The sequence below is a fragment of the Streptomyces albidochromogenes genome, from assembly GCF_005981925.1.
Classification (GTDB): Bacteria; Actinomycetota; Actinomycetes; order Streptomycetales; family Streptomycetaceae; genus Streptomyces; species Streptomyces albidochromogenes.
Genome location: NZ_VBVX01000384.1, coordinates 1 through 5433 on the forward strand (window position 1 = coordinate 1; position 5433 = coordinate 5433).

The following is a 5433-nucleotide window of genomic DNA, read 5'->3' on the forward strand; positions in this document are numbered from 1 at the left end:
ATATGGACACCGACCGCTCGGGCCCCCTCACCACCATCCCCGGCCGCCAGCCCGCGCCCGCCGACGTCGGCGACGGCTGCGCCTTCGCCGACCGGTGTGCCTTCGCCACCGCCCGCTGCGCCATCCGCCCCAAGCTGCTCGCCCGTACGGAGACCCATTCCGTGGCCTGCTGGGAGGTCCTGTGAACATCAGTGAACTCACCGTCCGCTTCGGCTCCTTCACCGCCGTCGACAGCGTGAGCTTGGAGGTTCCCGCCGGCTCTGTCACCGGGCTTGTGGGGGAGTCCGGCTCCGGGAAGTCCACCCTCGCCCGCGCCGTTGCCGGCCTGACGCCGTACCGGGGCACGGTCACCGGGGTCGCGCCCGGCGGCGTCCAGATGGTGTTCCAGGACCCGTACTCCTCGCTCAACCCGCGCATGAGCATCGGCGACGCCATCGCCGAGGGCACCCGCGTCCCGCGCACCCAGCGGCAGGCGGAGGTCGGCCGGCTCCTCGAACTGGTCTCCCTCCCGGCCGCGTACGCCAGCAAGTACCCCCGCGAACTCTCCGGTGGCCAGCGCCAGCGCGTCGCCATCGCCCGCGCCCTCGCGGCCGAGCCGGAACTCCTCATCGCCGACGAGATCACCTCCGCCCTGGACGTGTCCGTCCAGGGAGCCGTCCTCAACCTGCTGCGCGAACTGCGCGGCGAACTCGGCCTGACCATGCTCTTCATCTCGCACAACCTCGCCGTCGTGCGGTACGTCAGCGACGCCGTCGCCGTCATGCACCGCGGCCGGCTCGTGGAGACCGGCCCCGTCGAGGACGTGATCGGAGCGCCCCGGCACGCGTACACCCGCACCCTGCTCGACTCCGTCCCACGCCTCGCCCACGCCTGAGCCTTCCGCCCCTCGCCATCGCGTCCGGCGGCCCGACACCCCGTACGGATACGGGCCGCCGGACGCCCTTCCACCGCCCGAAAGGACCGTCGTGTCCCACGACCTCCACCACCGTGCCGTCGTCGCCGACGCCCACAACGACCTCCTCTTGGCTGTCGCCGCACGCCCCCCGAAGCGCTGGGGCCCCTTCTTCCGCGAACGCTGGCTGCCCCAGCTGCGCGAGGGCGGCATCGACATCCAGGTCCTGCCCGTCTTCATCGACGACCAGTACCGCCCCGAGGGGGCGCTCCGGCAGACCCTCCGCATGATCGAGTGCGCCCACGTCCTCGCCGAGGCCAACGCCGACCAGGTCGCCCTCTGCCTCGACGGCGCCGGCATCGACGCGGCCCTCGCCGAGAACAAGATCGCGCTGGTCCTGGCCCTGGAGAGCGCCCCCGGCATCGACGCCTCCGTCGAGCTCTTCCCCACCCTCTTCCGACTGGGTGTACGGATCGCCTCCATCGCCCACTGGGGGCGCACCCCGCTCGCGGACGGCAGTCGCGAGGACGCCACCGGCAGCCGGCTGACCGTGCCCGGCGTCGAGGCGGTGCGCGAGATGGAGCGCCTCGGGATGCTCTTCGACATCTCCCACCTGGGGGCGAGTGGCGTCGCGCACGTCCTGGAACTGGCCACCCGGCCGCTCATCGCCACCCATTCGTGCGCCCGCGCCCTGCGCGATCACCACCGCAACCTCACCGACGAGCAGATCCGCGGCGTCGCCGCCACCGGCGGCGTGGTGTGCGTGAACTTCGTGCCGGACTTCCTTACCGACGACCAGGCCAAGGTGAGCACCGACCGGATCGTCGACCACATCGAGCACATCGTCTCCGTCGCCGGGATCGACCACGTCGGGCTCGGCTCGGACTTCGTACGCGAGGTCATGGCGGACGTCATGCCGCCCTGCTGCGAGAACCTCGACGACGAGGACCCGATGTTCGACTTCCCCGGCCTCGAAGGCCCGGCGGGCATGCCCCTGGTCACCGAGGCGCTCGTGCGCAGGGGGCATCCGGAGGAGGACATCCTGAAGATCCTCGGCGGGAACATGCGGCAGCTCATGGCCAAGCATATGGGCTGACCTGCGCCGACTTGTCCCTGCACGGTGCCCGGCGGTCGTACGACCACCGGGCACCGGCTTATCCGGCGGGCTTTGGGGCCGCGGTACGAACCGGACGTCCAGGTTGTCACCACGGCACCAACTGGGCCGTGTCCGCCCTGCCTAGCGTGGCAACATCCCGACCTGGAGGACCCACCGTGCCGGTTGACCAAGAACCCAGCCCCCCGCGAGCGGACCATGCGTTCGACCTTGACGCCATGCTCGCCGACCTCGAAGAACTCGCGACCTGCGAGTCGTACTCCGCCGACCACGCAGCTGTCGCACGCAGCGCACAGGTGGTCGCCGACCAGGGCAGCCGGCTGCTCGGGTCCCGCCCGCAGACGCTGGTCGTCGACGGCGTCACGCACGTCCAGTGGACCTTCGGCACCCCGCGCATCCTGCTTCTCGGTCACCACGACACCGTCTGGCCGATCGGCTCGCTCACGACCCACCCCTGGTCGGTGGAGCAGGGCATCGCCCGAGGCCCGGGCGTCTTCGACATGAAGGCCGGCCTGGTCCAGATGTTCCACGCACTCGCCGCCCTGCCCTCCCTCGACGGGATCTGCGTCCTGGTCACGGGCGACGAGGAAGTCGGCTCGGACACCTCCCGCCACCTCATCGAGGACCTGGCACGTCAGTGCGCGGCCACCTTCGTCCTGGAGCCCTCCGCACCCGGAGGGGCACTCAAGACCGGTCGCAAGGGCGTCTCCCTTTACGACATCACGGTCCACGGCCGCGCCGCCCACTCCGGGCTCGAACCCGAGAAGGGCGTCAACGCGGCGACCGAACTCGCCCACCAGATCTTGGCCCTGAGCCGGATCGCCGACACGGTCAACGCCCAGACCGGACCCGGGACGACGGTCACTCCCACCGTGATGTCGGCCGGCACCGCGAACAACACCGTCCCGGCCCGGGCCGACCTCAGCGTGGACGTACGCGTCCCCAGCGCCGCCGCCCAGGACACGGTCGACCAGCTGATCAGGACCCTGCGACCCGAACACCCCGACGCGCGCCTGGACATCACCGGCGGCCCCAACCGCCCGCCCCTGGACCCCGACGCCTCACGCGGGCTCTTCGCCCTGGCCGGCGACGTCACCGCGCGACTCGGCCTCGACCCTCTTCGGCAGGCGGCCGTCGGCGGCGCCTCCGACGGCAACTACACCGCCGGAGTCGGCTGCCCCACGCTCGACGGCCTCGGCGCCGTCGGCGACGGGGCCCACGCCGACCACGAACACGTCGTCACCGCCACGATGCCGGACCGCGCCCGGCTCTTGGCCCACCTCGTCGGAGCGCTGCAGTGACCGCACTCGACGTCAGGGAACTCCACACCATGGAGGACCTCGACACCGTCAGCCGCCTCTACGCCGGCATATGGGGCACGGCCGCCGACAGTCCGCCCGTGTCCGCCGAGGTGATGCGTGCCCTGTCCCACGCGGGCAACTACGTGGCCGGCGCCTACGAGCAGGGCCGCCTGGTCGGCGCCTCCGTCGGCTTCTACGGCGACCCCGTAGGCACCACCCTGCACTCCCACATCACCGGCGCCTCCCAGGGACGCGGCATCGGTCTCGCCCTCAAGCTGCACCAGCGCCGATGGGCCCTCGACCGCGGACTGAAGCGCATCACGTGGACCTACGATCCGCTGATCCGCCGCAACGCCTACTTCAACCTCGTCAAGCTCGGCGCCCGCCCAGAGGAGTACCTGCAGTCCTTCTACGGCGCCATGGACGACGCCATCAACGGCGGCGACGAGTCCGACCGCGTCCTCACCGCCTGGGACCTGACCGCGCCCGCAGGGCCGTACACCTTCGACCTGCCCGCCGACACCGCTCACGGTGTCCGTGACCACGGCGGCCGCCCCGCGGTCGTCCCGACCGACGCCGGCACCGTCCTCATCGACCTCCCCGACGACATCGAGTCCCTGCGCCGTACGGACCCGGACGCCGCCCGGGAATGGCGGCTCGCCGTACGACACGTCCTCGGTGGCCTACTCGCTGAGGGAGCTCGCGTCGCCGGCTTCCACGACCGCCGCAGCTATGTCGTCCACCGCACCGCCTGAACAACCGACCAGGAGCCACCCGCACATGAAGACAACGATCTCCGGCGTCGAACTGCGCCGCATCGCGATGCCGCTCGTCGCCCCCTTCCGCACTTCCTTCGGCGTCGAGACCAGCCGCGACGTTCTGCTCGTCCGTGTCGTCACCTCCGACGGAATCGAAGGCTGGGCGGAGTGCGCGGCCATGTCCGAGCCCCGCTACTGCTCCGAGTACGTCGACGGAGCCCAGGACGTCCTGCGCCGCTTCCTCGTCCCGGCCCTCCCGAAGGAGGGCGTGGACGCGGCCACCGTGGGCCGCGCCCTGGAACCCTTCACCGGCCACCACATGGCCAAGTCGGTCCTGGAGACCGCCGTCCTCGACGCCCAACTCCGCTCGACCGGCGAGTCCTTCGGCTCATACCTCGGCGCAGCCCGCGACCGCGTCCCCTGCGGCGTCTCCGTCGGGATCATGGACTCGATACCCGAGCTCCTCGACGCGGTCGAGGGGTACGTCTCCGAGGGCTACGTCCGGATCAAGCTGAAGATCGAACCCGGCTGGGACGTCGCCCCCGTCCGCGCCGTCCGCGAGCGCTTCGGCGACGACCTCCTCCTCCAGGTCGACGCCAACGCCGCGTACACCCTCGTCGACGCCCAGCAGCTCGCCAAGCTCGATGACTTCGGCCTGCTCCTTGTCGAACAGCCCCTCGCCAACGACGACATGGTCCAGCACGCCCAGCTCGCGAAGCTGCTGCGCACCCCGATCTGCCTGGACGAGTCCATCGAGTCCGCCGCCGACGCCGCCGCGGCCATCTCGCTGGGCGCCTGCTCGATCATCAACATCAAGCCGGCCCGCGTCGGCGGCTACCTCGAAGCCCGCCGTATCCACGACATCGCCCGCGCCCACGGAATCCCCGTCTGGTGCGGCGGCATGCTGGAGACCGGCATCGGCCGCGCCGCCAACGTCGCCCTCGCGGCCCTCCCCGGCTTCACTCTCCCCGGCGACACCTCTGGCTCGCACCGCTATTTCGCCACGGACATCACGAAGCCCTTCGTCCTCGCCGACGGTCACCTCGACGTCCCGACGGGCCCGGGCCTCGGCATCGAGCCGCTCCCGGACGTCCTGAAGGAGGTCACCACCTCCACCGAGTGGATCGCGCTCTAGTCCTCCCCAGAGGACAACCGACTCTCCCGAAGGCTCCCTGGCCGCAATCGCGCCCAGGGAGCCTGTCGCCTTCGCTGTGCCTCGTCTCGTGCGACGGAATGGCCCGACTGGATTCAGCCCAGGACACGAACGAAAGGGTCCACCGCTTCGGCACAGTGGAACCACCGCACCGCGTGACGGCAGGAGCGCTTCCACCCGCCGAGCATCCACGACGCCACGCAGCCCGCCCGCCC

General features: G+C 71.2%; 6 protein-coding genes. All 6 read left to right on the plus strand.

Annotated features, from left to right (window positions below):
* On the plus strand, nt 1–185 hold a 185-nt coding region (locus E2E34_RS30610), incomplete at its 5' end, for an oligopeptide/dipeptide ABC transporter ATP-binding protein (RefSeq protein ID WP_138905115.1).
* Nucleotides 182–874, plus strand: a complete 693-nt coding sequence (locus E2E34_RS30615; protein ID WP_138905116.1) for an ABC transporter ATP-binding protein — start codon at nt 182–184, stop codon at nt 872–874. The genes E2E34_RS30610 and E2E34_RS30615, both read left to right, overlap by 4 nt.
* A 91-nt stretch (nt 875–965) precedes the next feature.
* Nucleotides 966–1988, plus strand: coding sequence for a dipeptidase (locus E2E34_RS30620; RefSeq protein WP_138905117.1), 1023 nt, complete (start codon nt 966–968; stop codon nt 1986–1988).
* Between the two features lie 236 nt (nt 1989–2224).
* Entirely contained in the window at nt 2225–3307 is a 1083-nt protein-coding gene (locus tag E2E34_RS30625) for a M20 family metallopeptidase (RefSeq protein WP_138905118.1), read from the plus strand.
* Nucleotides 3304–4062: a GNAT family N-acetyltransferase gene (locus E2E34_RS30630; protein WP_138905119.1), complete on the plus strand. Its 759-nt coding sequence runs from the start codon at nt 3304–3306 to the stop codon at nt 4060–4062. The genes E2E34_RS30625 and E2E34_RS30630 overlap by 4 nt, the downstream gene beginning before the upstream one ends.
* A 25-nt stretch (nt 4063–4087) precedes the next feature.
* Complete coding sequence (gene menC / locus E2E34_RS30635) at nt 4088–5200, plus strand: o-succinylbenzoate synthase (RefSeq protein ID WP_138905120.1); 1113 nt, start codon at nt 4088–4090, stop codon at nt 5198–5200.
* The last annotated feature ends 233 nt before the right edge of the window (nt 5201–5433 follow it).